Source organism: Pseudomonas sp. NY5710, assembly GCF_013305665.1.
Lineage (GTDB): Bacteria > Pseudomonadota > Gammaproteobacteria > Pseudomonadales > Pseudomonadaceae > Aquipseudomonas > Aquipseudomonas juntendi.
In genome coordinates, this window is the sequence record NZ_CP045554.1 from 3,763,674 (window position 1) to 3,787,680 (window position 24,007).

At 63.1% G+C, this 24,007-nt stretch carries 25 protein-coding genes and 1 tRNA gene; 3 read left to right on the forward strand and 23 right to left on the reverse strand.

The annotated features are described in order from the left end of the window. Nucleotides 1-19 precede the first annotated feature (19 nt). A tRNA-Asn gene (locus tag GEV39_RS17305) sits at nucleotides 20-95 on the forward strand. A gap of 82 nt (nucleotides 96-177) precedes the next feature. Here the strand turns inward: GEV39_RS17305 and GEV39_RS17310 are convergent. From GEV39_RS17310 to GEV39_RS17385, 16 genes are all read right to left on the reverse strand, one after another. Next, the gene (locus tag GEV39_RS17310; RefSeq protein ID WP_173890687.1) at nucleotides 178-738 is read right to left on the reverse strand and encodes a DUF1285 domain-containing protein; all 561 of its coding nucleotides are present in this window, start codon (nucleotides 736-738) and stop codon (nucleotides 178-180) included. 10 nt (nucleotides 739-748) lie between these two features. Continuing rightward, the gene (locus GEV39_RS17315) at nucleotides 749-1,354 is read right to left on the reverse strand and encodes a DUF4823 domain-containing protein (protein WP_173890689.1); all 606 of its coding nucleotides are present in this window, start codon (nucleotides 1,352-1,354) and stop codon (nucleotides 749-751) included. A 66-nt stretch (nucleotides 1,355-1,420) separates the two neighbouring features. Next, the gene (locus tag GEV39_RS17320) at nucleotides 1,421-2,389 is read right to left on the reverse strand and encodes a GTP 3',8-cyclase MoaA (protein ID WP_173890691.1); all 969 of its coding nucleotides are present in this window, start codon (nucleotides 2,387-2,389) and stop codon (nucleotides 1,421-1,423) included. A gap of 92 nt (nucleotides 2,390-2,481) precedes the next feature. Further along, nucleotides 2,482-3,117, reverse strand: coding sequence for a TetR/AcrR family transcriptional regulator (locus GEV39_RS17325; protein ID WP_009685056.1), 636 nt, complete (start codon nucleotides 3,115-3,117; stop codon nucleotides 2,482-2,484). Between the two features lie 740 nt (nucleotides 3,118-3,857). Continuing rightward, nucleotides 3,858-4,640: a TatD family hydrolase gene (locus tag GEV39_RS17330; protein ID WP_173890693.1), complete on the reverse strand. Its 783-nt coding sequence runs from the start codon at nucleotides 4,638-4,640 to the stop codon at nucleotides 3,858-3,860. Between the two features lie 30 nt (nucleotides 4,641-4,670). Beyond that, nucleotides 4,671-5,657, reverse strand: coding sequence for a DNA polymerase III subunit delta' (locus tag GEV39_RS17335; protein WP_173890695.1), 987 nt, complete (start codon nucleotides 5,655-5,657; stop codon nucleotides 4,671-4,673). Next, nucleotides 5,650-6,282, reverse strand: coding sequence for a dTMP kinase (tmk, locus tag GEV39_RS17340; RefSeq protein WP_173890697.1), 633 nt, complete (start codon nucleotides 6,280-6,282; stop codon nucleotides 5,650-5,652). The genes GEV39_RS17335 and tmk overlap by 8 nt, the downstream gene beginning before the upstream one ends. A gap of 9 nt (nucleotides 6,283-6,291) precedes the next feature. Beyond that, nucleotides 6,292-7,449, reverse strand: coding sequence for an endolytic transglycosylase MltG (gene mltG, locus GEV39_RS17345; RefSeq protein ID WP_173890698.1), 1,158 nt, complete (start codon nucleotides 7,447-7,449; stop codon nucleotides 6,292-6,294). Between the two features lie 4 nt (nucleotides 7,450-7,453). After that, entirely contained in the window at nucleotides 7,454-8,269 is an 816-nt protein-coding gene (gene pabC / locus GEV39_RS17350) for an aminodeoxychorismate lyase (RefSeq protein ID WP_173890699.1), read from the reverse strand. Further along, entirely contained in the window at nucleotides 8,269-9,513 is a 1,245-nt protein-coding gene (fabF, locus tag GEV39_RS17355; RefSeq protein ID WP_173890700.1) for a beta-ketoacyl-ACP synthase II, read from the reverse strand. Before fabF ends, pabC begins: the two co-directional genes overlap by 1 nt. 187 nt (nucleotides 9,514-9,700) lie before the next feature. After that, a complete protein-coding gene (gene acpP / locus GEV39_RS17360; RefSeq protein ID WP_043214413.1) occupies nucleotides 9,701-9,937 on the reverse strand; it encodes an acyl carrier protein in 237 nt (78 codons plus the stop codon). Nucleotides 9,938-10,139: 202 nt separating this feature from the next. Further along, complete coding sequence (gene fabG / locus GEV39_RS17365; RefSeq protein ID WP_003247160.1) at nucleotides 10,140-10,880, reverse strand: 3-oxoacyl-ACP reductase FabG; 741 nt, start codon at nucleotides 10,878-10,880, stop codon at nucleotides 10,140-10,142. 15 nt (nucleotides 10,881-10,895) lie between these two features. Beyond that, on the reverse strand, nucleotides 10,896-11,834 hold the full coding sequence (gene fabD / locus GEV39_RS17370) for an ACP S-malonyltransferase (protein WP_082416260.1): 939 nt from the start codon (nucleotides 11,832-11,834) through the stop codon (nucleotides 10,896-10,898). 165 nt (nucleotides 11,835-11,999) lie between these two features. Next, entirely contained in the window at nucleotides 12,000-13,010 is a 1,011-nt protein-coding gene (gene plsX / locus GEV39_RS17375) for a phosphate acyltransferase PlsX (RefSeq protein WP_082416259.1), read from the reverse strand. A 3-nt stretch (nucleotides 13,011-13,013) separates the two neighbouring features. Continuing rightward, on the reverse strand, nucleotides 13,014-13,196 hold the full coding sequence (gene rpmF, locus GEV39_RS17380) for a 50S ribosomal protein L32 (RefSeq protein WP_029887079.1): 183 nt from the start codon (nucleotides 13,194-13,196) through the stop codon (nucleotides 13,014-13,016). A gap of 13 nt (nucleotides 13,197-13,209) precedes the next feature. Beyond that, nucleotides 13,210-13,737 carry a YceD family protein gene (locus tag GEV39_RS17385; protein WP_012313431.1) on the reverse strand — a complete coding sequence of 176 codons (528 nt, stop codon included), beginning with the start codon at nucleotides 13,735-13,737 and terminating at the stop codon, nucleotides 13,210-13,212. Between the two features lie 96 nt (nucleotides 13,738-13,833). Here GEV39_RS17385 and GEV39_RS17390 point away from each other — a divergent pair, with 96 nt between their 5' ends. After that, the gene (locus tag GEV39_RS17390; protein ID WP_173890701.1) at nucleotides 13,834-14,412 is read left to right on the forward strand and encodes a Maf family protein; all 579 of its coding nucleotides are present in this window, start codon (nucleotides 13,834-13,836) and stop codon (nucleotides 14,410-14,412) included. A gap of 123 nt (nucleotides 14,413-14,535) precedes the next feature. On the opposite strand, the gene GEV39_RS17395 is transcribed toward GEV39_RS17390, so the two are convergent. From GEV39_RS17395 to rluC, 3 genes are read right to left on the reverse strand one after another with little or no spacing between them, the layout of a single operon-like run. Beyond that, nucleotides 14,536-15,525 carry a S49 family peptidase gene (locus GEV39_RS17395; RefSeq protein ID WP_009685073.1) on the reverse strand — a complete coding sequence of 330 codons (990 nt, stop codon included), beginning with the start codon at nucleotides 15,523-15,525 and terminating at the stop codon, nucleotides 14,536-14,538. Nucleotides 15,526-15,531: 6 nt separating this feature from the next. Further along, entirely contained in the window at nucleotides 15,532-16,206 is a 675-nt protein-coding gene (locus GEV39_RS17400; protein WP_173890702.1) for an HAD family hydrolase, read from the reverse strand. Nucleotides 16,207-16,209: 3 nt separating this feature from the next. Further along, nucleotides 16,210-17,166: a 23S rRNA pseudouridine(955/2504/2580) synthase RluC gene (gene rluC / locus GEV39_RS17405; protein ID WP_009685075.1), complete on the reverse strand. Its 957-nt coding sequence runs from the start codon at nucleotides 17,164-17,166 to the stop codon at nucleotides 16,210-16,212. A gap of 799 nt (nucleotides 17,167-17,965) precedes the next feature. On the opposite strand from rluC, the gene rne reads away from it, so the two are divergent. Then, entirely contained in the window at nucleotides 17,966-21,286 is a 3,321-nt protein-coding gene (rne, locus tag GEV39_RS17410; RefSeq protein ID WP_173890703.1) for a ribonuclease E, read from the forward strand. Nucleotides 21,287-21,537: 251 nt separating this feature from the next. Here the strand turns inward: rne and murB are convergent, their stop codons facing one another. From murB to GEV39_RS17430, 4 genes are read right to left on the reverse strand one after another with little or no spacing between them, the layout of a single operon-like run. Next, on the reverse strand, nucleotides 21,538-22,557 hold the full coding sequence (gene murB / locus GEV39_RS17415) for a UDP-N-acetylmuramate dehydrogenase (protein ID WP_173890704.1): 1,020 nt from the start codon (nucleotides 22,555-22,557) through the stop codon (nucleotides 21,538-21,540). Further along, on the reverse strand, nucleotides 22,554-23,018 hold the full coding sequence (locus tag GEV39_RS17420) for a low molecular weight protein-tyrosine-phosphatase (RefSeq protein WP_173890705.1): 465 nt from the start codon (nucleotides 23,016-23,018) through the stop codon (nucleotides 22,554-22,556). The genes murB and GEV39_RS17420 overlap by 4 nt, the downstream gene beginning before the upstream one ends. After that, the gene (gene kdsB / locus GEV39_RS17425) at nucleotides 23,018-23,782 is read right to left on the reverse strand and encodes a 3-deoxy-manno-octulosonate cytidylyltransferase (protein WP_054905782.1); all 765 of its coding nucleotides are present in this window, start codon (nucleotides 23,780-23,782) and stop codon (nucleotides 23,018-23,020) included. Before kdsB ends, GEV39_RS17420 begins: the two co-directional genes overlap by 1 nt. After that, nucleotides 23,779-23,964: a Trm112 family protein gene (locus GEV39_RS17430; RefSeq protein WP_003247142.1), complete on the reverse strand. Its 186-nt coding sequence runs from the start codon at nucleotides 23,962-23,964 to the stop codon at nucleotides 23,779-23,781. Before GEV39_RS17430 ends, kdsB begins: the two co-directional genes overlap by 4 nt. Nucleotides 23,965-24,007: the final 43 nt, after the last annotated feature.

Genomic DNA, 24,007 nt, shown 5'->3' on the forward strand with positions numbered 1-24,007 from the left:
CGGTATGATGTGCGCAGATTCCGCGATAGCTCAGTCGGTAGAGCAAATGACTGTTAATCATTGGGTCCCTGGTTCGAGTCCAGGTCGCGGAGCCAAACATTGAAAAAGCCCCCAGCTGTCACAGCACCCGGGGGCTTTTTCGTTTGCTGCGAAGCCGGCGACGCACGCACAATCCAATCAGCTGCTGCGCCCAATCGGGTAGAACTCGCCACCGCTCCAAACGCCCAGCCATGGCTCGCCATCGATCTCGCGCGGCACCGCCAACTCCACCATCTGGTAGAACACATTGCGGTGTATCAATGCCTCGAGATTACTGCGCATCAGCACGTACGGCGACGGCGCTTGCGTCACCGGATCGGTGACTACCCGTAGCGGATTGGCCGGGCCGGCCTCTACCTGATCCTCGACATTGCTGGTAAAGCGCAGCACCTGCTGCTCGCCCTGCCCTTGCACCTCCAGCGCCACTGCCACGAACGGCGCATCGTCTACCTGAATGCCCACCTTTTCCACCGGGGTAATCAGGAAGTAATCGTCACCATCGCGGCGCAGGATGGTAGAGAACAGCCGCACCATCGGTTTGCGGCCGATGGGCGTGCCCAGGTAATACCAGGTGCCATCGCGGGCGATACGCATGTCGATGTCACCGCAGAAATCCGGGTTCCACAGGTGGACCGGCGGCAGGCCCTTGGCCTTGGGGATCTGCGCCAGCAGGTCGTTGGCCTTACCGGTGTCGCTCATCACACTCGCCTCACTCACTCATGCCCAGAAGGCTACGAGCGTACTCGCGCATCGGTGCGGCAAGCAAATCCTCGGGGGTTTTGTCGTGGAACGTCAACAAACCGCCACGGCTCTTGATGCGAGCGGTATCGATCAGGTAGCGGGTATTGGTTTCGATCAGCATCATCTGCACCACGCCGCTGTCCCAGCCCAGGCGGTCGACGGCTTGCTCGTCGTACCACTCGTCACCATTGCCGATGCGGTCGTCGGTGCGGGCAAAGCGGGTATACAGCACATAGTCGGCACCGACCGAACGGGCCTGCGCAATGGCCTCTTCCAGGCCCAGCGGGCCTTGGGCGCGGCGCACAAGCGGGAAATACTCGACGAAACTTTTGAACGCCTGCTCGGCCACTACATTCTGCCGGGGTACCGGGCCCTTGCCAGGCGGCACGAATGCGCCCTGCCCTATGAAGATGAACGAGTCAGGCTGCAGGCGAATCGACAGCGTGCGCCGGGTTTCGCTATGGTCCAGCAGCCCTGCGTCGCTCATGTGATAGCGGACGCCCTCGCCCATATCGCTGACATTCATGCAGCCGCTCAACGCCATCAGCGCCAGCAGCAAGACCAGGCTACGCATCTTTCCTCCAGTGACCGGCGACGAAAAACCGGCGAATAGCCGGCGGATGCAGCTTTTGCGCCAGCTTCAGCCGCCGATGACCTTCATCACGGTCACACCGCCGGAAAACGCCAAAGCCTGCTTGTCAGCCAGGGCCTTGACCAGCAACCGTTGCAGCGCGGGCAAGGCTTGGTGGCGTGGCTTTTCCAGAAGGTCGCCAACGAAATGACGATTACCCGACGACAGGCAGCCATGCAGCCAACCTGTGGATGACAGCCGCAGCCGGGAGCACGTCCGGCAGAACGGCACGCTCTCATTTGCAATGACGCCGAAGTGCCCCTTGCCGGGGATCTGATAGCGCATGGCGGTGGCGTCCACCGGCGCAGCGACACGGGCGAAGGCGTGCTGACCGCCGATCAGCGTGAGCAGGTCATCGAGGCTGACAAATTGTCGCAGGAAAGCAGAGTGGTCACGCGCCAGGTGGCCCATACGCATCAGTTCGATAAAACGCAACTCAAAGCCACGCGCCATGCAGTAATCCAGCAACGGCAGCACCTGGTCGAGGTTTTGCCCGCGCATCGGCACCATGTTCACTTTGATCTGCATGCCCATGGCGCGGGCCCGCTCCATCGCCGCCAGCACCGTGGCCAGGTCGCCGCCGCGGGCGATCTGGCGAAACGCCAACGGGTCCAGGGTGTCGAGCGAAACATTCAGCCGGCGAATTCCGGCTGCCTGCAATTGCGGCAACTTACGGCCCAGCAGCTGACCATTGGTAGTCAGCGAAATATCCTCGAGGCCGAGCTTGGCCACCGCGGCGAGAAAGGGATCCAGGCGCGGACTGACCAGCGGTTCACCACCGGTGATACGCAAGCGCTCGATGCCGGCTGCTTCAATCAGGTAGGCCACGCCACGCGCCAGTGCGTCTGCCGAAAGCTCATCCTGCGCCGCCACCAGGCGCTTGCCGTCGGGCACGCAATAGGTACAGGCGTAATTGCAGGCAGCCGTCAGGCTGACACGCAGGTTACGAAACCGCCTGCCTTGACGATCGACGATCATGGATGACTCCGGCATGGATAGAAGGGCCGGCAAAAGCTGACTCATAAATCAGGTTTTTGCAAGCCCTGTACACATAGCCGGTGGGGCGTAGCTCAGTGGGACGGCTCCGGGTCGCGCTTGCGCTTGTTGCCCATGCGCACGCCGATGTCCATCAGGAACTGGAAGAAGCCTTCCTGATCTTCCAGCACATTGCTCCAGAACGGTGAGTGGTACAGCGCAACGGCACCATGCACCAGTGCCCAGGCGGCGCAGTAATGGAAGTAAGGAGGCACGTCTTCGAGCTTGCCCTCGCTGATGCGGCCCTTGATCAGCTGGGTGAGGCGGTCGAAGTTGGAGGCACGGATGCTGTGCAACTGTTCGACCATTTCCGGCACCTGGTTGCCCTTGACCACCTTCTCTTCCAGGCGGTCGAACAGCCGGTAACGCTGAGGGTCACGCATGCGGAATTCGAAATAGGCACGCGACAGGGCCTCTTTGTCACGGTCGACGTCGGCCGAGTGCAGCAACCCGTTCAGGTCGCGCTCGTAGTCGAGCATCAGGCGCAGGTAAATTTCGGCCTTGGACTTGAAGTGCTTGTAGATCGTGCCTTTGCCGATGCCCACGGCGTCGGCGATCATCTCGACGGTGACGCTGTCTTCACCTTGCTCGAGAAACAGCTTGAGCGCGGTATCGAGGATTTCCTGTTCGCGACGGCGAAACTCACGGACCTTACGAGGTTCTTTCTGCATGGGAAGGACTGGATGACAATCGAAGCGGTTTATTATGCCTAACTTGCGGGAAATTGCACGGATCTTCAGAGCATGGCTGTGTTTCAGGATGCTCTCGGCCATACGCTGCGGGAGGAACCAGACGCGGGCGTATTCCAAATTTGTTTAAAAAACGACCAATAGCCACTGGCAGGCCGCCAAACCTGGCCAATACTAGAAGTGTTGGCGCGGCGCATCCCCCCTAGCGGCGCGCCGATAAAGGTGCTCAGGGACCGCGTACCTTTGTTTTACTCCTAATGGTCTTAACCCGGATTCCTCCCCCAGAACCCGGGTTTTTTTTGTGTGTTTGCGGCGGGCGTTGGAGGTGGGATTTTTGGGGATGGTACGAGCGCCGCTGGTGTTCGCCGAAGCATTTGCAGCGCCTGTGAGATCGAGCGCCGCCCGCGCGGCGCTTCGCGGCTAAAGCCGCTCCTACGTTTGTTTAGGGCCAATTATTCCTGTGGGATTTGCGCGCGACCGCCTTGGCGCATGGCACGATATGGCGTCATACAAACAAGGCGGTCGCGCGCGCCTGGCACAGGCGATACTGGCCCGAAACAAACGTAGGAGCGGCTTTAGCCGCGAAGCGCCGCGCGGGCGGCGCTCGATCTCATAGGCGCTGCAAATCCTTCGGCGAACACCTGCGGCGCTCGATCTCACGGGCGCTGAATTTGTTGTGGCAGGCACCTCATGGCCCTCACACAACCTTCAACTCCAATGAATCAACCCACCCGCGCTAACGGAAACAACCGCTTGAAGTTAGCCGTTGTCTGCTCAGCCAATTGCCCATAACTGGCCCCGCGCAGCGAAGCCACATACTCCGCCACTTCTCTCACATATTGCGGCAAGTTCGGCTTGCCGCGATACGGAATCGGCGCCAGGTACGGCGAATCGGTCTCTACCAACAAGCGGTCGACCGGCACTTGCCGCGCCACTTCCCGCAGGGCATCGGCATTGCGGAAGGTAACGATGCCAGACAGCGATATGTAATAGCCCAGGTCCAGCGCCGCCTTGGCCATGTCCCAGTCTTCGGTAAAACAGTGCAGCACGCCAGCCTGCGGCAGATTGGCCTCGCGCAGTAGCGCCAGGGTATCGGCCCGCGCCGCACGGGTATGCACGATCACTGGCTTGCCGGTCTGCCGCGAAGCCTCCAGGTGCAGGCGGAACGAGGTCTGCTGCAATTCAGCGGCTTCAGGCTCGTAGTGGTAATCCAGCCCGGTTTCGCCAATGGCCACCACATGCGGGTGGGCCAGTTCGCGCAACAGCCACTCCAGCGCCGGGGTTTCGCCCGGCGCCAGGTCCAACGGGTGTACACCGACCGAGCAGTCGACATCCGCGTACTGCTCGCTCAACGCCTTTACCGCGCCGGCGTTTTCGGCACTGACACCGATGCACAGGAAATGCCCCACCCCGCGATCACGCGCCGCCTGCAGCGCAGCATCGAGCGAGCCCTGATGGGCACTGAGGTCAAGACGGTCAAGGTGGCAATGGGAGTCTACGAGCATGGGATAGCGGCACACATGGAAAATGGGAAATCAGCGGGCGCCCGGCAGTTGCAGCCAATGGGCCAGCAGCGATTCGAGCAACAGGGTTTGATTGAGGTTGGCCTTGCCCAGCACCTTCTGGCGCTGTTCGAGGATCCACGCCTGCACCTCCAGCACCTTGGCCTGGCGGCTTTTCTGCGCCAGGTACTGCACCACCTTGCGCATATCGGCCAAGCCTAACCCCTCCTCGTCCTGGGTCAACTGGTAGCGCAGAATGAGGTGCGCCCAATCGCAGAACCAGTCGAATACCCTCAACACCGGCACAGCCTTCCAGGCTTCGGCCAGCTGGCTGGGCGATTGCTGTTGCTTGAGTAACTTCTTCACCCCGTCAGTAACCAGCGCACGCTGCTCGCGCACTCCCTGCGCCTGCAGGCTGACCGCCATCAGCGGCGAACCGGCGGCCAGGGTCAGCAATTCATCGCGCTCGGCCTCGGCCGTATCAGGCAACGCCGCGGCCAACCAGGCCTGGCTCTGGGCCAGGTTCGGCTGGGGGCAGGCCACCTGCTGGCAACGACTCTTGATGGTCGGCAGCAGCCGGCTGGGCTGGTGCGTGACCAGCAGCAACACGGTGTCGCCGGAAGGCTCCTCAAGGCTTTTCAACAGTGCGTTGGAAGCATTGACGTTCATGGCTTCCACCGGCTCGATCAACACCACCTTGCGCCCACCCAACTGCGCCGTCTGCACCACGAAGGCCACCAGCTCGCGGACCTGGTCGACCTTGATCGGCTTATCGGCCTCTTCGGGCTCAAGGATGTAGTTGTCAGGGTGGCTACCTGCCTTCAGCAGCAGGCAGGACTTGCAGGTGCCGCAGGCATCGAGGCCTTGCGGCTGCTGGCACAACAGGCGGGCCATCAGGCGCTCGGCCATGGCCCGCTTGCCAATGCCCTGCGGACCGTGCAGCAGGTAGGCATGGGCATGCTGACTGCGCCCGGCCAATTGCTGCCAGAGCGCCTGCTGCCATGGGTAGGCCTCAGCCACGGCACCGCTCCACGATGGCCGGCAACAGCGCATCGATAGCACGCTGCACGGCCGCGAGCGGCTGTGCGGCATCCAGCAGGCTGTAACGCTGGGGTTCGCGCCGAGCGCGCTGCAGGTAAGCCTGGCGCACAGCCTGGAAAAACGCCTGGCCCTCCTGCTCGAAGCGGTCGAGGCGACCGCGCGCAGCGGCACGGGCCAAACCGACTTCGACCGGCAGGTCGAACACCAGCGTCAGCTGCGGGCGAAGGTCGCCCTGGACGAATTGCTCCAGGGTGGCGATACGCTCGACCGACAGGCCGCGGCCACCGCCCTGGTAGGCATACGTGGCATCGGTAAACCGGTCGCACAACACCACAGCGCCACGGGCCAGCGCCGGGCGGATCACCTGCGCCAGGTGCTGGGCGCGGGCAGCGAACACCAGCAGCAGTTCGGTGTCGGCGGCCATGGGTTCATCGCTGGGGGCCAACAGCAGTTCACGCACCTTCTCGGCCAGCGGCGTGCCACCAGGCTCACGGGTCAGCACCACATCCAGGCCATGCTCGCGCAGGCGCGCCGCCAGGTAGTCGCGGTTGGTGCTTTTGCCCGCGCCTTCGGGGCCTTCCAAAGTAATAAACAAGCCGCTCACAGGCAGTCCTTAATGTTGTTCGTCGGGCGTTGCCGGCTCGGCCGCCTGGGCATCACCGCCGGGAGCGGCCGGCGCCGGCTGCTCTTCGCTGGCCGCTGGCGCCGCGTCATCGTCACCCGGTTTTGCCGGTTGCTGCGGCGCGGGGCTGGAGCGATAGTCTGCCCGCCGCTTGAGCTGAAACTCCCGTACCGCCGAGTTGTGATCGTTGAGGTCGTCGGAGAACACATGGCTGCCGTCGCCACGGGCGACGAAGTACAGGCTGGTTCCATCGGCCGGGTTGAGCGCCGCGTGAATCGCCTCGCGGCCGACCATGGCAATCGGCGTAGGCGGCAGGCCGGTGATGGTGTAGGTATTGTAGGGCGTAGGCTCGCGCAGGTCGGCTCGGGTGATCTTGCCGTTATAGCGTTCACCCATCCCGTAGATAACCGTCGGATCGGTCTGCAGCATCATGCCCAGGCGCAAACGCCGCACGAACACCCCGGCGATCTGCCCGCGCTCTTGGGGGATGCCGGTTTCCTTCTCCACCAGCGAAGCCATGATCAGCGCCTGGTAGGGATCGCGGTACGGCAGGTCGGTGGCGCGCTCGGCCCATTCCTTGGCCAGCACTTCTTCCAGGCGCATGTAGGCCTGCTGCAGCAGTTCGACGTCGCTCATGCCGCGCACGAAGCGGTAGGTATCGGGGAAGAACCTGCCCTCAGGGAATACACCGGTATGGCCGAGCTTGTCCATGACCTCGGCGTCCGACAGGCCATCCAGGGTGTGCTTGAGCTTTTCATGCTTGGCCACGGCCGAGCGCAGCTGGCGGAAGGTCCAGCCCTCGACCAGGGTCAGGTTGTATTGCACCACGTCGCCCCGGCGCCAGGCGTCGAACAGCTGCTCGACGGTCATGCCAGGGGTAAGGCGATATTCGCCGGTGTGCAACGGGGTACCGGCCATGTTGAAGCGCCAGTACAGGCGCAACCAGACGGCGTCGTCGAGCAGCCCTTCGGTTTGCATGCGGTAGAACATGCGGTTGGGGGTGGTGCCATTGGGCACGTCGAGCAGGCGTTCCTGCGTGACGTGCAGTGGCTGCTCCAGGACCGAGTTGATTTTCCAGGCCGACCAGCCTAGCGCCAGACCGGCGAGGATCAGACCCATTTCCAGCAACAGCAGGAATTTACGTCTCACGAATTCAGGTTTCCAGTAACGTACGGGCAACGGCCTGCAGTTTTCGGGTAAGCGGGCCCGGCGACCAGTTTAACGCGGCAAGCCCGCGCACGGGCCACACGCCATAGACGCTGTTGCAAACAAATACTTCATCGGCCTGCTCCAGCGCATCATACGGCAGGTCGCAGACGTTGGCCGTAATACCCTGCAAGCGCGCCTGGTCGAGCAAGGCACCGCGCATGACCCCGGCCACGCCACAACGGCTGAGGTCGGCGGTAAAGAGCACGCCGTCGCGCACCAGGAACAGGTTGCTGTATACCCCTTCGATCACCCGGCCTTGCCCGTCACGCATCAGGCCCTCGGCATGGTCACTGTCCTGCCATTCGGCACGGGCCAGCACCTGCTCCAGGCGGTTGAGGTGTTTGAGCCCGGCCAGCAACGGTTGTTCCCCAAGCCGTGTCTGGCAGGGGAACAAGCGTACGCCCTGCTCGGCATGGGCAACAGGATAGCTGGGTAACGGGCCGCCCTGCAGGATACGCCGGGGCACGGCATCGGCAACCGGCGCGTAACCACGCTGGCTGTCGCCACGGGTGAGGATGAGTTTGGCTACCCCGTTGCCGAGCTGGCTGGCATAACGCAGCAATTCCTCACGCACCTGCGCCAGGTCGGCGCCAATCGCCAGCCGCTGGCAACCCAGCGCCAGGCGGGCGAGATGGCCGTCCAGCAGGCTGGGCCGGCCATGCCGAACGGCGATGGTTTCAAACAGACCATCGCCGTAGGCCAGGCCGCGGTTCTGCAGATTGAGCGCAGTCGCGGGCTGGCCGTCGATCCAGCTGAGCATCAACCGGCGAACCGGCGGAACACCAGCGAGCCGTTGGTGCCACCAAAGCCGAACGAGTTGGACAACACCACATCAATCGGCATGCTGCGCGCCTGGTGCGGTACGAAGTCCAGGTCGCAACCTTCGTCCGGTTCGTCCAGGTTGATGGTCGGCGGCGCCATCTGGCTGTTGATCGCCAGCACACTGAAGATCGCCTCTACCGCGCCAGCTGCCCCCAGCAGGTGGCCGGTCATCGACTTGGTCGAGCTGACTGCCAGCTTGTAGGCGTGCTCGCCGAATACGCGCTTGATCGCCGCCACTTCGGCAATGTCGCCCGCGGGGGTCGAAGTGCCATGGGCGTTGATGTAGCTCACGTGTTCCGGCTGGATGCCAGCATCGCGCAGGGCGTTGGCCATGCAGCGCGCAGCGCCTTCACCGGAGTCTGGTGGCGAGGTCATGTGGTAAGCGTCGCCGCTCATGCCAAAACCGATCAACTCGGCATAGATGGTCGCCCCACGGGCCTGGGCATGCTCCAGTTCTTCGAGCACCAAGGCACCGGCACCGTCGGACAGCACGAAACCGTCGCGGCCTTTGTCCCATGGGCGGCTGGCGCGGGCAGGCTCGTCGTTGCGGGTGGACAGCGCGCGCGAAGCACCGAAGCCACCCATGCCCAACCCGCAAGCGGCCATTTCGGCGCCGCCGGCAATCATTACATCGGCTTCACCGTAGGCGATATTGCGCGCGGCCATGCCGATGCAATGGGTGCCGGTGGTGCAGGCCGTGGCAATGGCGTAATTGGGGCCCTGCAGGCCCAGGTGGATCGACAGGAAACCCGAGATCATGTTGATGATCGAGCCCGGCACGAAGAATGGCGAAATGCGACGCGGCCCCGAGTCATGCAGGGTGCGGCTGGTTTCTTCGATGTTGGTCAGGCCACCGATCCCCGACCCCATGGCCACGCCGATGCGCTCGCGGTTGGCGTCGGTGACTTCCAGGCCGGCATTACGCACCGCCTGGAACCCGGCCGCCAGGCCGTACTGGATGAACAGGTCGAGTTTGCGGGCCTCTTTGGCCGACAGGTACTGCTCCACCTCGAAGCCTTTCACCGAGCCGCCAAAACGGGTGGAGTAGGCAGACAGGTCCGTGTGTTCGATCGGACCGATGCCACTGCGGCCAGCCAGAATGCCCTGCCAGGTGCTCGGTACATCGGTACCCAGTGGCGACAGCATACCCATACCGGTGACCACGACGCGTCTACGCGACACAGTACTCTCCTTTTCTAATAACAGAGTCTCTTGGCATTGCATTCAAGCGCTGGAATGAAATGGCAACAGGCTCTTGGTGCGCGGTGAACGAGGCGGCCTGGACAATACGCGGCGCTCGCAAAGAAAAAACCGCACGCCAGCGAAGGCAGTGCGGTTTTCCCCGACAAGTAGCGTCGACGGTAACGTCTTAAGCCTGGTGGCTCTTGACGTAGTCGATAGCAGCTTGAACGGTAGTGATCTTCTCGGCTTCTTCGTCAGGGATTTCGGTCTCGAATTCCTCTTCCAGAGCCATCACCAGTTCAACGGTGTCAAGCGAATCGGCACCCAGGTCATCGACGAAGGACTTCTCAGCAGTCACTTCTTCTTCCTTGACGCCCAGTTGCTCGGCGACGATTTTCTTGACGCGTTCTTCGATGGTGCTCATACCTAGTTTTCACTCCTAATGGATATATGCAGGCAGCTGGCCGGTGGCTAATTTTATAGAAAGACGTTCGCTTTTCAAGCTGAACCTGCCTTCAGGCTAGTCACCGCACCCGCTGTCTGGAATCTGATTGCAGCTTTATAACGGATTTTAGGCTCGCAGTATGACTCTTTTTTTACGAAATCCGTCACATTGAGTTGCAGGGTTACATGTACATCCCGCCGTTGACCGGCACGGTTGCACCGGTTACATAGGCTGCACCGTCCGAAGCCAGGAACGAAACCACCTTGGCAATTTCGTCGGCCTGCCCCAGGCGGCCCAGTGGAATCTGGGTTTGCAGGGCTTCGCGCTGCGCTTCAGGCAGTTCGCGGGTCATGTCGGTATCGATGAAACCAGGGGTCACCGAGTTGACGGTAATGCCACGCGAACCGACTTCACGCGCCAGGGCGCGGCTGAAGCCTTCCAGCCCGGCCTTGGCAGCTGCATAGTTGGCCTGGCCAGCGTTACCCATGGCACCGACGACCGAGCCGATGCTGATGATACGACCCCAACGGGCCTTGGTCATGCCACGCAGCACGCCCTTGGACAGACGGTAGAGGCTGTTCAGGTTGGTGTCGATCACGTCGAACCATTCGTCGTCTTTCATGCGCAGCATGAGGTTGTCGCGGGTGATGCCGGCGTTGTTGACCAGAATGGCCGGGGCGCCGAACTGCTCACCAATGGCAGCCAGTACCGCTTCCACCGACTCGGCGCTGGTCACGTTCAATTCCATGCCGGTGCCGGTAATACCGTGCTCTTTCAGGGTGGCGGCGATACGCTCGGCGCCGGAGGCCGAAGTGGCGGTACCAATCACGGTTGCGCCCTGGCGGCCCAGTTCCAGGGCGATGGCCTGGCCAATGCCACGGCTGGCGCCAGTGACCAGTGCAACTTTACCTTGCAGGCTCATGCAAGCTTCTCCAATTCAGGCCAGTGCCGCGCGGGTGGCGGCAACGGCGTCAGGGGTATTGAGGTTGTAAGTGGTCACGCCATCGGCGCAACGCTTGTTCAGGCCAGCCAGCACTTTGCCCGGGCCGCACTCGACCAGATTGACTGCACCATTGGCCGCCAGGGCCTGCACGCACTCAACCCAGCGTACCGGCTGGTACAGCTGCGCCAGCAGGTCCTGCTTGAGGGCATCGAGGTCGGCCGCGATGGCGGCGGTGACGTTCTGTACCACCGGAATCTGCGGGGCCTTCCACTCGATGGCGTTCACCGCATCGGCAAAGCGCTCGGCAGCCGGCTTCATCAGGGCGCAGTGCGAAGGCACGCTGACAGCCAGCGGCAGGGCGCGCTTGGCGCCTTTGGCCTTGCACAGCTCCATGGCGCGGTCGACCGCCGCCTTGTTGCCGGCGATGACCACCTGCCCTGGCGAGTTGAAGTTGACGGCACTGACCACTTCATCTTCAGCCGCTTCGGCGCACAGCTCCACGACCACAGCGTCGTCCAGGCCGAGAATGGCGGCCATGGCCCCGTGCCCGGCAGGTACCGCTTCCTGCATCAGCTGGCCACGGCGCTCGACCAGGCGCACAGCGTCTTTCAGGCTGATGCTGCCGGCAGCGACCAGGGCGCTGTACTCACCCAGGCTATGACCGGACACGAAAGCTGGCGTGGCACCGCCCTCTTCCAGCCACAGACGCCACAGCGCGATGGACGCGGTGAGGATCGCCGGCTGCGTCTTGTCGGTCTGGTTGAGTTGCTCTTCCGGACCTTCCTGGACCAGCTTCCACAGGTCGTAACCGAGTGCTTCAGAAGCTTCCTTGAAGGTTTCGATGATCACTGGCTTCTCGGCGCCGAGCTCGGCGAGCATGCCCAGCGACTGGGAACCTTGACCGGGAAAGACGAATGCGAGAGATGCAGACATTGAACAAGCCCTTATGATCTTGTCGTCGGATAGGGTACGCCAGGCCTTGGGCCAGGCGCGGAATCTGAAAGCTTGGATGAAGACGCAGACCAAGCGGTCACATTTAAGCACTTCATCGGTGATATGCCTAAGGTCTTTGTTTGCCTGCTCGGGCCCCGTCGCAGGCTAAAGCAGCAGGTCCTCCAAACGCCCGTGCAAACGCTGCGGCAGATTCTCCTGAATCTCGATCAACGCCCGCTGGATGGCACTCTGGAACCCCTGAACGCCCGCGGAGCCATGGCTCTTGATGACGATACCCTGCAAACCCAGGAAGCTCGCGCCATTGTGCCGGGCCGGGGCCAGGTCGGCCTGCAGACGCTTGAGCAGGGGCATGGCCACCGCTCCAGCAGCCCGCGCCAGCAAGCCACCCTTGAACAATTGCTCGATCCGCGCACCGATCATGGTGGCCAGACCCTCGCTGGACTTGAGCAGGATATTGCCAACAAAGCCGTCGCACACCACCACATCAGCCTCGCCACGGTACAGCCCGTCACCTTCGACAAAGCCCACATAGTTGAGCCCGCGGGCATTGTGCAACAGGCTTGCCGCCAGCTTGACCTGCTGGTTGCCCTTGATGTCCTCGGTACCGATGTTCAGCAACGCCACGCGCGGGCGATGAACACCCAGGGCCTGGGCGGCCACCGACCCCATCACGGCGAACTGGTACAGGTTTTCGGCACTGCAATCGACATTGGCACCCAGGTCGAGCAACTGGCAGTAACCGGCCTGGGTCGGGATCGCCGCCACCATGGCCGGGCGATCGATACCCGGCAGAGTCTTGAGCACGAAGCGTGACAACGCCATCAGCGCGCCGGTATTGCCGGCACTGACGCAGGCCTGAGCCTTGCCATCACGCACCAGTTCAAGGGCGATGCGCATGGACGAGTCCGGCTTGCCACGCAGCACCTGGGATGGCCGCTCGTCCATGCCGACCACTTCACTGGCGGCGACGATTTGCAGGCGCGCGCGATCCGCAGCCGCAAGGCCGCTGACAAGATCTTCCAGGAGGGAGGGTTGACCGACGAGGGTCAGGTGTAACGAGGGGGTAGCGGAAAGGCAGGCAATGCTAGCCTGAACAATGCTGCGGGGACCGAAGTCCCCGCCCATTGCGTCGATCGCGATGACCTGAGCGGACAAGGATTACTCGTCAGCGCCCTTGTCGACCACTTTGCGACCACGGTATACGCCTTCTGGCGAAACGTGGTGGCGCAGGTGTACTTCACCGGTGGACTTGTCTACCGACAGCGCGTTTTCCGACAGAGCGTCGTGCGAACGGCGCATGTCACGGGCAGAGCGGGATTTTTTGTTCTGCTGAACAGCCATAATTGATTAACTCCTAAACGTTTGGGTCACGCTTTAACTGCGCCAAAACACTGAACGGGTTGGACCGCGATACCTCGTCCTTGCTCGATTCGGGCTCGTCTGCGCCCGCCGGCTGCTGGCATTCTTCCGGATGATGAGCAGGCACGATTGGCAGGGCGAGCAGAAGCTCCTCCTCGATCAATGCCTGCAGATCCAAAGGATCTTCGCCCAGTTCCAGCACGTCATAGCCTTTCGGCAACGACTGGGTATTCGCACCCTCCTTCACCACAGCGTAAGTGCATTCGCTATGGATCGGCAGGGTGACCAGCTCAAGACAACGCTGGCAAACCATTTTGACTTCGACGTCCAGCTCGCTGTGGATAACCACCACGTGCTGTTCATCTCGTTCAAAATCGAACTTCGCCTGCACCGTACCGACATTGTCGGAAAGCGGGTCGCAGAGTCTTTCCAAATCAGCGAGCTGCAGCGAACCGTTAAGGGTTACGCCACGATCGGCTAATTTGCGCGGGTCAACGTGAGGTGGAATCGGGTCATTCAACATAGGCGCAGCATAATAGGGATGCCCCCCGCCCCTGTCAAAGGAAATTAGGCGGCATCGTGCGTGATAGAATTTGTTCAACTGAATCAGGAGTCTACCATGCTTCCTCTGTTACTGGCTTCCAGCTCTGCCTATCGCCGCGAACTGCTTGCCCGCCTGCAGCTGCCTTTCACCTGGGCAAGCCCCGACATAGACGAGCAGCGCCAGGTCGACGAGCCGGCGTCAAAGCTGGTGCGGCGCCTGGCCAGGCAGAAGGCCGAGACACTGGCGGGCAACCACCCCGGGCACCTGATCATCGGCTCGGACCAAGTGGCCGTACTGGGCGAACAGGTGCTGGGCAAGCCACATACCTTCGAGCGCGCTTGCGAGCAATTGCTGGCGTGCAGCGGGCAGCAGGTGAGCTTCCTGACCGGGCTGGCGCTGCTCAACAGCGCCACCGGGCAATGCCAGGTCGATTGCGTACCGTTTACCGTGACCTTGCGCGAACTGAGCCGGGAGCAGGTGGAGCGCTATGTAGCGGCGGAGCAGCCGCTGGACTGCGCTGGCAGCTTCAAGGCGGAGGGGTTGGGGGTGAGTTTGTTTCAGAGTACCCATGGCTGCGACGCCACCAGCCTGATCGGGCTACCGTTGATTCGGCTGGTGGACATGCTGACCAAGGAAGGGGTGGTGATTCCTTGAGGGCCTGGGGCCGCTTTGCGCCCCATCGCCGGCAAGCCGGCTCCCACAGATACTGCACAAGTTTTGAGAACTGTGGGGCGCCTGTGGTAGCCGGCTTGCCGGCGATGGGGCCTGAACAGGCTATCAGCGCAGCTGTGGCCCCTGGAAGCCCATCCACATGGCCAGGTGCTCAGCCACACTGGCCCCGACCCGCTTGGAGAAGCGGTCAAACGGCGATTCCTGCACGGTGAAGTCCACCAGCTCCTTCTCGCCCACGATCTCGCGGGCCACATAGCTGGCACTGCCCAGCCCATCCACCAGCCCCAGCGCCTTGGCCTGCTCACCCGACCACACCAGGCCACTGAACAGCTCCGGGTGCTCCTTGTCTTTCAGGCGCTCGCCACGGCCCTGCTTGACCATGGCGATGAACTGGTTGTGCGTGGTGTCCAGCACCCCTTGCCAGAACCGCGTCTCCTCGGGCTTTTCCGGCGAGAACGGATCAAGGAACGCCTTGTGCTCACCCGAGGTATAGGCGCGGCGTTCGACACCCAGCTTTTCCATGGTGCCGACAAAGCCATAGCCGGCCGCCGTTACCCCGATCGACCCCACCAGGCTGGCCTTGTCGGCGTAGATCTCGTCTGCGGCACTGGCAATGTAGTACGCACCGGACGCCCCCAGGTCGGCGATCACCGCGTACAGCTTGATGGCCGGGTATTCGGCACGCAGGCGGCGGATTTCGTCGTACACGTAGCCGGCCTGTACCGGGCTGCCACCCGGGCTGTTGATGCGCATCACCACTGCCTTGGTCTTGCTGTCCTTGAAGGCCTCACGCAGGCTCTTGACGATATTGTCTGCGCTGGCTGCCTCCTGGTCGGCAATCACGCCGCGCACCTCGACCAGTGCGGTATGGCTGGCACCGCGCGAGGCGGCCTTGTCCATATCCATCAGCGGCGAGAACAGCGCCAGGATGCCGAACAGGTAAACGAAGGTCAGCAGCTTGAAAAAAATACCCCAGCGCCGTGAGCGGCGCTGCTCCTGCACACTGGCCAACAGGGTCTTTTCCAGCAGTTGCCAGCTCTTGCGCTCTTCGCGCTCCCCGGGCTCGGCCTCGGGGGCTTTCCATTCGTCTGCCATGCTCACCTACCTTGGAAGTGGAATTGCGGCCCCAGCCAACCACTCGCGCAGCTGGGAAAAATGCTCGATGCACGCCTGCGGGCCGAACTCGGCCAGCGCCTGTAACGACATGGCACCATAGCCCACGGCCACCGAATGCATGCCGGCATTGCTGGCCATTTGCAGGTCAAATGCAGAATCTCCGACCATCAGCGCTCGCTGCGGTTCTACACCACAATGGCCGAGAATTTCCTCGAGCATCAGCGGGTGCGGCTTGCCGCGGGTTTCATCAGCGGCGCGGGTAATGTCGAAAAACGCCTGCCAGCCGTTGGCCTTGAGCACCCGATCCAGGCCGCGACGGGCCTTGCCGGTGGCCACCGCCAGGCGGTAACCCTCGGCGCGGAAGGCGTCAAGCGACTCGCTCACCCCCTCGAACAGCGGCGAAGGCTGCTGATCCAGGGCGGTGTAGATATCAGCGTAATGCTGACGGAAGCTTTCGACCTGAACGGGCTCCAGGTGCGGGTACAGGGTATGGATGGCCTCGTCCAGGGCCAGGCCGATGATACCCTTGATCGCATCATCACTGCGTTGCGCCTCACCGGCACGCACGGCAGCCGCGTTCATGGACTCCACGATGCGCCCGATGGAGTCGGCGAGCGTGCCGTCCCAGTCGAAGATCAGCAGTTCATAAGCTTTTTTCATAGGTCACGGCGCACTCAGCCGCTCCACCGTCTTGGCCCAGACTTCGTCCACCGGCGCCTCAAGCTTGAGCTCGCCACCGTCCGGCAGCGGCACGGTCAGCGCGTAGGCATGCAGGAACAGGCGTTTGCCACCCAGCTCGCGAATTTCGCGGCTGAAATCTTCGTCGCCGTATTTGTTGTCGCCGGCGATCATGTGCCCGGCATGCAGGGTATGCACGCGAATCTGGTGGGTACGCCCGGTGATCGGCCGCGCCTCGACAATGGTGGCGAAATCGCCGAAGCGACGCAGCACGCGGAACAGGGTCAGCGCCTCCTTGCCCTCATCGTTCACCTCGACCATACGCTCGCCCGAGCGTAGGTTGCTTTTGAGCAGGGGCGCGTTGACCTGTTTCTTGGCCGTGGGCCAGTGGCCCCGCACCAATGCCATGTAGCGCTTGTCCACGCCATCACCGCGCAGCGCCGCGTGCAAGTGGCGCAGCATGCTGCGCTTCTTGGCGATCATCAGCAGGCCGGAGGTGTCGCGGTCCAGGCGGTGCACCAGCTCCAGCTCCTTGGCGTCGGGGCGCAGCTGGCGCAGCGCCTCGATCACGCCGAAGCTCAGGCCGCTGCCGCCATGCACGGCGATGCCGGCGGGCTTGTTCATCACGATCAGCGCCTTGTCTTCATAGACGATGGCCGCCTCCAGGCGCTGCAACAGCCCCTGGGCAACCGGTGCCGGCTCGTCGCGCTCCGGCAGGCGGACGGGCGGCACCCGCACGATATCGCCGGCCTGGATCTTGTACTCGGGTTTCACGCGGCCCTTGTTGACCCGCACCTCACCCTTGCGCAGGATGCGGTAGACCAGGGTCTTGGGCACGCCCTTGAGCGCCGTGATGAGGAAATTGTCGATGCGTTGGCCGGCAAGCTCCGGCGCGACTTCGATCAGCTGTACGCCGGAAGTCGGAGGGGTATTGGTCGTCATGGCGGGAATCATAACAATTTTTTATGGAATTGAAGCACTTAATCATTGCTGCTATAGTCGCGAACGCCGCCAAAAGTGGCAGGCCAGCAAAACCAGGCCCTGAGCCGGCTGCTGACCTACGCAATTCTCCAGGACGCGAGGCCGTCCTACGGGGTTTTCGCCAGTTTACCGAATTGTCTGGAATCGCCACCAGCGCCGTGTAGAGAAGACCGAAAAAAACGACAAGTGTGGTTGTTCACCTGCTTACCCGATTCTTTTCGTTGTAGCTCTGCCCGCCCCGTCGCTTCCACGCAACGCCAGGCGAATGCTCCGGAAACAACAGCCTTGGACATGTAATGGCGTCAGCTTCCCATTCGAAGCTGGCGAAAAATGCAACCCGTTGCGGATTCAGCGCGCGGCAGCACCCGAATTATCAGGGATACGTGCAGGGTGGAGATGCACAGCCCTCGGACCGTGTAGCACCGCGTCCGGCCAGCAGCCGATTGAAGGCTGGTGAGCGGATAAGGTCCTGAACAGATGCCCCCGGGCGTCCACGGCTGACGGTTGATTCCTCCTCCTGACTGAGTGCACAAGGCCCGCTTGGTTGATTCGGATACCCATTCGAAGCCACCGGGGCCTTGTTGGCACCGCAGCAAACAGGACGCGTCGTCGCGACAACGGCAGGCTGGGCAACCGGCTGGTGCCGAACGTTGCTCGACACGGGGGTGGCCCGGCCACCCTTTGCGCACCTTGGCACCGACCATGAGACGTCGTGTGTGCCGAACGCCGTTTCCGGCAGCCCGGAAACCGACGGTACAACATGAAAAGAATGCTGATTAACGCAACTCAACCCGAAGAGTTGCGTGTAGCCCTGGTGGACGGCCAACGTCTCTACGACCTGGACATCGAGTCCGGCGCGCGTGAGCAGAAAAAGGCCAACATCTACAAAGGCAAGATCACCCGCATCGAACCCAGCCTCGAAGCCGCCTTCGTCGACTTCGGTTCCGAACGTCACGGCTTCCTGCCGCTGAAAGAAATCTCCCGCGAATACTTCAAGAAAACCCCGGAAGGCCGGGTGAACATCAAGGAAGTGCTCAGCGAAGGCCAGGAAGTCATCGTTCAGGTCGAGAAGGAAGAGCGTGGCAACAAAGGTGCCGCCCTCACCACCTTCATCAGCCTGGCTGGCCGCTACCTGGTACTGATGCCCAACAACCCGCGCGCCGGTGGCATCTCGCGCCGCATCGAAGGCGAAGAGCGCAACGAACTGCGCGAAGCCCTGAACGGCCTGACCGTACCGGGCGACATGGGCCTGATCGTGCGCACCGCCGGCCTGGGCCGCAGCAGCGAAGAAATGCAGTGGGACCTGGACTACCTGCTGCAGCTGTGGACCGCCATCAAGGAAGCGTCCCTGGACCGCGCCGCGCCGTTCCTGATCTACCAGGAAAGCAACGTCATCATTCGCGCCATCCGCGACTACCTGCGCCAGGACATCGGCGAAGTATTGATCGACAGCATCGACGCCCAGGAAGAAGCCCTGACCTTCATCCGCCAGGTGATGCCGCAGTACGCCAGCAAGGTCAAGCTCTACGAAGACAGCGTACCGCTGTTCAACCGCTTCCAGATCGAAAGCCAGATCGAAACCGCCTTCCAGCGCGTGGTCGACCTGCCGTCCGGGGGCTCGATCGTGATCGACCCGACCGAGGCCCTGGTGTCCATCGACATCAACTCGGCGCGCGCCACCAAAGGCAGCGACATCGAAGAAACCGCCCTGCAGACCAACCTGGAAGCGGCCGAGGAAATCGCCCGCCAGTTGCGCCTGCGTGATATCGGCGGCCTGATCGTCATCGACTTCATCGACATGACCCCGGCCAAGAACCAGCGCGCCGTCGAAGAGCGCGTGCGTGAGTGCCTGGAAGCCGACCGCGCCCGCGTGCAGGTGGGCCGCATCTCGCGCTTTGGCCTGCTGGAAATGTCCCGTCAGCGCCTGCGCCCATCGCTGGGTGAAAGCAGCGGCATCGTCTGCCCACGTTGCTCCGGCACCGGCATCATCCGTGACGTCGAGTCGCTGTCGCTGGCCATCCTGCGCCTGATCGAAGAAGAAGCCCTGAAAGACCGCACCGCCGAAGTGCGTGCCCAGGTGCCAATCCCGGTGGCGGCGTTCCTGCTCAACGAAAAGCGTAATTCCATCACCAAGATCGAGCTGCGCACCCGTGCGCGCATCATCATCCTGCCGAACGATCACCTGGAAACCCCGCACTTCGAAGTCCAGCGCCTGCGCGACGACAACCCGGAAGTGCTGAACAACCAGTCCAGCTACGAAATCGCCGCCAGCGAAACCGAAGAAGCACCACAACCGACTGCCACCCGTACTTTGGTTCGCCAGGAGGCGGCAGTGAAAACCGCCCCGGCCCGCGCCAATGCACCGGTACCGGCCCCCGCCGAAGAGCAGCAGCCTGCACCTGCCGCCCCCGCGCCGAGCGCGCCGGAGCCAAGCCTGTTCAAGGGCCTGGTCAAGTCGCTGGTCAGCCTGTTCGCCGGCAAGGACGAGCCTGCCGCTGCCCCGGTCGCCCCTGCCGCCGAAAAACCGGCCGCCGAGCGCAGCCCACGCAACGAAGAACGCCGCAACGGCCGTCAGCAAAGCCGCAACCGCAATGGCCGCCGCGACGAAGAGCGTAAACCACGCGAAGAGCGTGCTGAGCGCGCACCACGCGAAGAGCGTCAGCCACGCGAGGAACGCGCTGCGCGTGAAGAACGTGCGCCACGTGAAGAGCGCGCCCCGCGCGAAGAACGTGCACCACGCGAAGAGCGTGCACCACGCGAAGAGCGTGCACCACGTGAGGAACGCGCCCCACGCCAGCCACGCGAAGACCGCCGTGGCAACCGTGGCGAAGAGCGCGTGCGCGAACTGCGCGAGCCGCTGGATGCCACCCCGCCAGCCGAGCGTGAAGAGCGCCAGCCGCGCGAAGAGCGCGTAGCCCGTGAAGAGCGTGCCCCGCGTGAAGAACGCGCGCCGCGTGAAGAGCGAGCACCACGTGAAGAACGCGCGCCGCGTGAAGAGCGAGCACCACGTGAAGAGCGCGCCCCGCGTGAGGAGCGTGCACCACGTGAAGAACGCGCCCCGCGTGAAGAGCGTGCACCACGTGAAGAACGTGCTCCGCGTGAAGAGCGCGCCCCGCGCCCACCCCGTGAAGAGCGTCAGCCACGCGCGGCCGAAGAAGCGGCCGAACAGGCTGCCGAGCTGGCCGAAGAGCAACTGCCGAATGAAGAACAACTGCAAGACGAGCAGGAAGGCACCGATGGCGAGCGTCCGCGCCGCCGCTCGCGTGGCCAGCGTCGCCGCAGCAACCGTCGTGAACGTCAGCGCAATGCCAATGGCGAGCTGATCGACGGCGAAGAAGAAGGCAGCGACGAACAGCCACAGCAGCACCAGGCCACCGAGCTGGGTGCTGAACTGGCGGCCGGCCTGGCCGTGACTGCCGCTGTCGCTACCAGCAACATCAGCAGCGACGCCGAAGCCCAGGCCAACCAGCAGGCCGAGCGCGCCACCGCTGACGTCGTTGCCGCTGCAGCAACCGACAACAGCGAAGCCGCCCAGCCGGTTGAGCAGGCTGAAAAGGTCGAGCAAGTCGAAGTTGGCACCAAGGTTGAAGAAGTGGCCGTGGCCCCAGTGGTCGAGCAGCCGGTCAGCGAGCCTGTAGCCGTGGTCGAGGCAACTGCCGAGCCAGTGGTCGAAGTCGCGCCACAACCGGTCGTCGAAGAAGCGCCTGTTGTCGAGCCGGCCGTGGCTGTCGAAGCTCCGGTAGAAGCGCCAGCTGTCGAAGCCGGTGAAATCGAGCAGGCCCCGACCGTGGTCGAGGCTGCGCCGGCTGCCGAACAGCCTGCCCCGGTTGCCGAAGCCCAGCCAGAAGTAGTGGCCGAGCCTGCACCTGTGGTTGTCGAGCCTGCGCCGGTCGCGGCCCCAGCCGTGGTAGAGCCTGCCACTGTCATGCTGGCCAACGGCCGTGCGCCGAATGACCCGCGTGAAGTTCGCCGCCGCAAACGTGAGGCCGAGGCTGCCGCCAAAGCCGCGCAGGAAGCTGCTGCAGCCGCCGGAGAGCCAACCCTGGAAACCGCCGATGAGCAAAAGCCTCATCATGGTTGATAGCCAAGGCTGAATGAAAAAGCCCCGCCAGTGCGAACTGGCGGGGCTTTTTCTTGGCCTATCACTTTATGTCAGCGCCGGCGCTGCCCTTTGTAGGAGCGGCCTTGTGTCGCGATGGGGCGCGTAGCGGCCCCAGATTTCAGCGTCAATGCAAATATTCCTGGGGCCGCTTTGCGCCCCATCGCGACACAAGGCCCGCCCCTACAGGTTCTGCACCGCCCTCTAATGCAGCGGTAAACCTGTGGGAGCAATCAGTACAGGTTAGGCTCCATCTCCAGCTCAACCCCGAACCGTTCGAGGATATCGGCCTGGATCCGTCGCGCCAGCGCATGCATCTGCACCCCGCTCGCCTGGCCATAGTTAACCAGCACCAGCGACTGCAAACGATGCACCCCGGCATCACCTTCGCGATAACCCTTCCAGCCCGCCTGCTCGATCAACCAGCCCGCCGCCAGCTTCACCTGGCCATCAGCCTGGGGATAAGCCACCACGCCCGGGTACTGCGCACGAATACGCTCAACCAGTTGCGTCGATACCACCGGGTTCTTGAAGAAACTCCCGGCATTGCCCAGCTCTGCCGGGGCCGGCAGCTTCTCGCGACGAATGCTGCAGATCGCATCACTGATCGCCTGCGCAGTCGGCGTAGCCACCCCCTGCTGGGCCAGGCGTTGGCGCACCGGTCCGTAGTCCAGGTGAGCCTGCAAAGTACGACTCAAGGCGAACCGAACGCGCAGGATCAACCAACGCCCAGGGTTACGCTTGAACAGGCTGTCGCGATAACCGAAGGCACATTCCGCCAGATCGAAGTCCCGCAGCTCGCCAGTTTCGCGATCCAGAGCGGTCAGACCAACGAACACGTCCTTGATCTCGACCCCATAGGCCCCCACGTTCTGCATCGGCGCGGCGCCCACGGTACCGGGGATCAGGCTGAGGTTTTCCAGCCCGCAATAGCCCTGCGCCAGCGTCCACTGCACGAACGGGTGCCAAGGCTCACCGGCCTCGGCCTCGACCACGATGCGCTCGCCATCGTCGCTTAGCACGCGGCGGCCACGGCTGGCCATGTGCAGCACCAGCGCGTCGATATCGCCGGTCAACAGCAGGTTGCTGCCGCCACCGATCACCAGCACCGGCAGGCCGCGCTGGTGCGCCTGCGTCAGCGCCTGGCGTATCTGCTCGTCATCATGCGCCTGGCTGAAGTACCGCGCCTTCACGTCGATGCCGAAGGTGTTGTAAGGCTTGAGCGATACCTGCTCCTGCCATTGCCCGGTCATAACCGCCCCTTGATTTCCAGCACCAGCGCCTGGCAGGCCGATTCGATCAGGTCGAGTACCTGCTCAAAGCCATCGGCGCCGCCGTAGTACGGGTCAGGCACTTCATCCAATGCCGCACCATAGCGGCGCAGGAACAGGTCAAGCTCGCCCGTCGCCGTTGGCGGGCGCAGGGCACTCAGGTCGCGAAGGTTGCTCTCGTCCATGGCCAGCACCAGGTCGTATTCGGCGAAGTGCCGCTGCTTGACCTGCTGCGCGCGTTGCCTGGACAAGTCATAGCCACGCGCCTGCGCCGCCTTGCAGGTGCGGCTGTCGGGTGGTTTGCCAACGTGCCAGTCGCCCGTACCCGCAGAGGCCACATGCACGCGGTCGGCGAGCCCGGCAGCCTGTAGCTGGTGGCGCAGCACGCCTTCGGCAGTCGGCGAGCGGCAAATGTTGCCCAGGCACACGAACAGTACGCGCATCAGGCCTCCAGCAAGCGCCGTACGCGCTCCAGGTCTTCAGCGGTATCTACGCCCACGGCAGGCGCTTCGATCGCGTCCTCGACGTGGATGCGTACACCGTGCCACAGGGCACGCAACTGCTCCAGGGCTTCGGTCTGCTCCAGCCAGCACGGGCCCCAGCTGACGAAGTCGTGGAGGAAGCCCACGCGGTAGGCGTACATGCCGATATGGCGGCGGTAAGGTACGCCGGCGGGCAACTGGTCCTGGCCTTTGGCGAAGGTGTCACGCGCCCACGGCAGCGGCGCCCGGCTGAAGCTCAGGGCAAGGCCATGCTTGTCGCTGACCACCTTCACCGCATTGGGGTTGAACACGGTTTCCGGCTCATGGATCTGCTCGGCCAGGGTGGCGATGGCCGCTTGCGGGTGAGCAGCCAGGTTGGCAGCTACCTGGTCGATGATCACCGGCGGGATCAGCGGCTCGTCACCCTGCACGTTGACCACGATGGCATCGGCCGCCAGGCCCAGTTGCGTCGCCACTTCAGCCAGGCGGTCGGTACCCGACTCATGGTCGACACGCGTCATCAGCACTTCGGCGCCAAATGCCTGGCAAGCTTCGAAGATGCTGGCATCGTCGGTAGCAATGACCACGCGGCTGGCCGCGCTCTTGCGCGCCTGCTCCCATACATGTTGCACCATCGGCTTGCCGGCGATGGCCAACAGCGGCTTGCCTGGCAAGCGCGTGGAACGCAGGCGGGCAGGAATCACCACGGTGTAGTCAAGGCTCATTTGTCCAGGCGCTCGTCGTCGGTCAGGGTACGTGCCTCGCTCTCCAGCATGACCGGGATACCGTCGCGAATCGGGTAGGCCAGGCCGGCACCCTTGCTGATCAGCTCGGTCTTGTCGGCGCTGAGCTTGAGCGGGCCCTTGGTGATCGGGCAGGCGAGGATATCGAGCAGTTTGGTGTCCATTGAAGGCTTCCTTTAGGCCAGATGGCCAGAAATGAAAACGGGC

Coding starts and splice junctions, on each gene's coding strand:
- GEV39_RS17310 (WP_173890687.1), bottom strand. CDS start 738: ATGAGCGACACCGGTAAGGCCAACGACCTGCTGGCGCAGATCCCCAAG.
- GEV39_RS17315 (WP_173890689.1), bottom strand. CDS start 1,354: ATGCGTAGCCTGGTCTTGCTGCTGGCGCTGATGGCGTTGAGCGGCTGC.
- GEV39_RS17320 (WP_173890691.1), bottom strand. CDS start 2,389: ATGATCGTCGATCGTCAAGGCAGGCGGTTTCGTAACCTGCGTGTCAGC.
- GEV39_RS17325 (WP_009685056.1), bottom strand. CDS start 3,117: ATGCAGAAAGAACCTCGTAAGGTCCGTGAGTTTCGCCGTCGCGAACAG.
- GEV39_RS17330 (WP_173890693.1), bottom strand. CDS start 4,640: ATGCTCGTAGACTCCCATTGCCACCTTGACCGTCTTGACCTCAGTGCC.
- pabC (WP_173890699.1), bottom strand. CDS start 8,269: ATGCTCAGCTGGATCGACGGCCAGCCCGCGACTGCGCTCAATCTGCAG.
- acpP (WP_043214413.1), bottom strand. CDS start 9,937: ATGAGCACCATCGAAGAACGCGTCAAGAAAATCGTCGCCGAGCAACTG.
- fabG (WP_003247160.1), bottom strand. CDS start 10,880: ATGAGCCTGCAAGGTAAAGTTGCACTGGTCACTGGCGCCAGCCGTGGC.
- fabD (WP_082416260.1), bottom strand. CDS start 11,834: ATGTCTGCATCTCTCGCATTCGTCTTTCCCGGTCAAGGTTCCCAGTCG.
- rpmF (WP_029887079.1), bottom strand. CDS start 13,196: ATGGCTGTTCAGCAGAACAAAAAATCCCGCTCTGCCCGTGACATGCGC.
- GEV39_RS17385 (WP_012313431.1), bottom strand. CDS start 13,737: ATGTTGAATGACCCGATTCCACCTCACGTTGACCCGCGCAAATTAGCC.
- GEV39_RS17390 (WP_173890701.1), top strand. CDS start 13,834: ATGCTTCCTCTGTTACTGGCTTCCAGCTCTGCCTATCGCCGCGAACTG.
- GEV39_RS17395 (WP_009685073.1), bottom strand. CDS start 15,525: ATGGCAGACGAATGGAAAGCCCCCGAGGCCGAGCCCGGGGAGCGCGAA.
- GEV39_RS17400 (WP_173890702.1), bottom strand. CDS start 16,206: ATGAAAAAAGCTTATGAACTGCTGATCTTCGACTGGGACGGCACGCTC.
- rluC (WP_009685075.1), bottom strand. CDS start 17,166: ATGACGACCAATACCCCTCCGACTTCCGGCGTACAGCTGATCGAAGTC.
- rne (WP_173890703.1), top strand. CDS start 17,966: ATGAAAAGAATGCTGATTAACGCAACTCAACCCGAAGAGTTGCGTGTA.
- murB (WP_173890704.1), bottom strand. CDS start 22,557: ATGACCGGGCAATGGCAGGAGCAGGTATCGCTCAAGCCTTACAACACC.
- GEV39_RS17420 (WP_173890705.1), bottom strand. CDS start 23,018: ATGCGCGTACTGTTCGTGTGCCTGGGCAACATTTGCCGCTCGCCGACT.
- kdsB (WP_054905782.1), bottom strand. CDS start 23,782: ATGAGCCTTGACTACACCGTGGTGATTCCTGCCCGCCTGCGTTCCACG.
- GEV39_RS17430 (WP_003247142.1), bottom strand. CDS start 23,964: ATGGACACCAAACTGCTCGATATCCTCGCCTGCCCGATCACCAAGGGC.